At 52.6% G+C, this 321-nt stretch carries 1 rRNA gene; it reads right to left on the bottom strand.

Annotated elements, in window-relative coordinates:
* A 23S ribosomal RNA gene (locus VH86_RS22045) occupies positions 1 to 261 on the bottom strand; the annotation flags it as partial.
* Positions 262 to 321: the final 60 nt, after the last annotated feature.

Here is a 321-nt window from a genome sequence, read left to right on the forward strand (position 1 = left end):
TCCCCGTTCGCTCGCCGCTACTGGGGGAATCTCGGTTGATTTCTTTTCCTCTGGGTACTTAGATGTTTCAGTTCCCCAGGTTCGCCTCGCAACACTATGTATTCATGTTGCGATGATGCACAGAGTGCACCGGGTTTCCCCATTCGGACATCGTCGGCTGTAGCGGTTCATATCACCTTACCGACGCTTTACGCAGATTAGCACGTCCTTCATCGCCTCTGACTGCCAGGGCATCCACCGTGTACGCTTAGTCGCTTAACCTCACAACCCACAGGCGTTTTACAACGCATGCAGACTGCAAGCATTTGAGAGACTCGAACA

The organism is Pantoea sp. BL1 (assembly GCF_000963985.1).
GTDB classification, from domain to species: domain Bacteria; phylum Pseudomonadota; class Gammaproteobacteria; order Enterobacterales; family Enterobacteriaceae; genus Pantoea; species Pantoea rwandensis_B.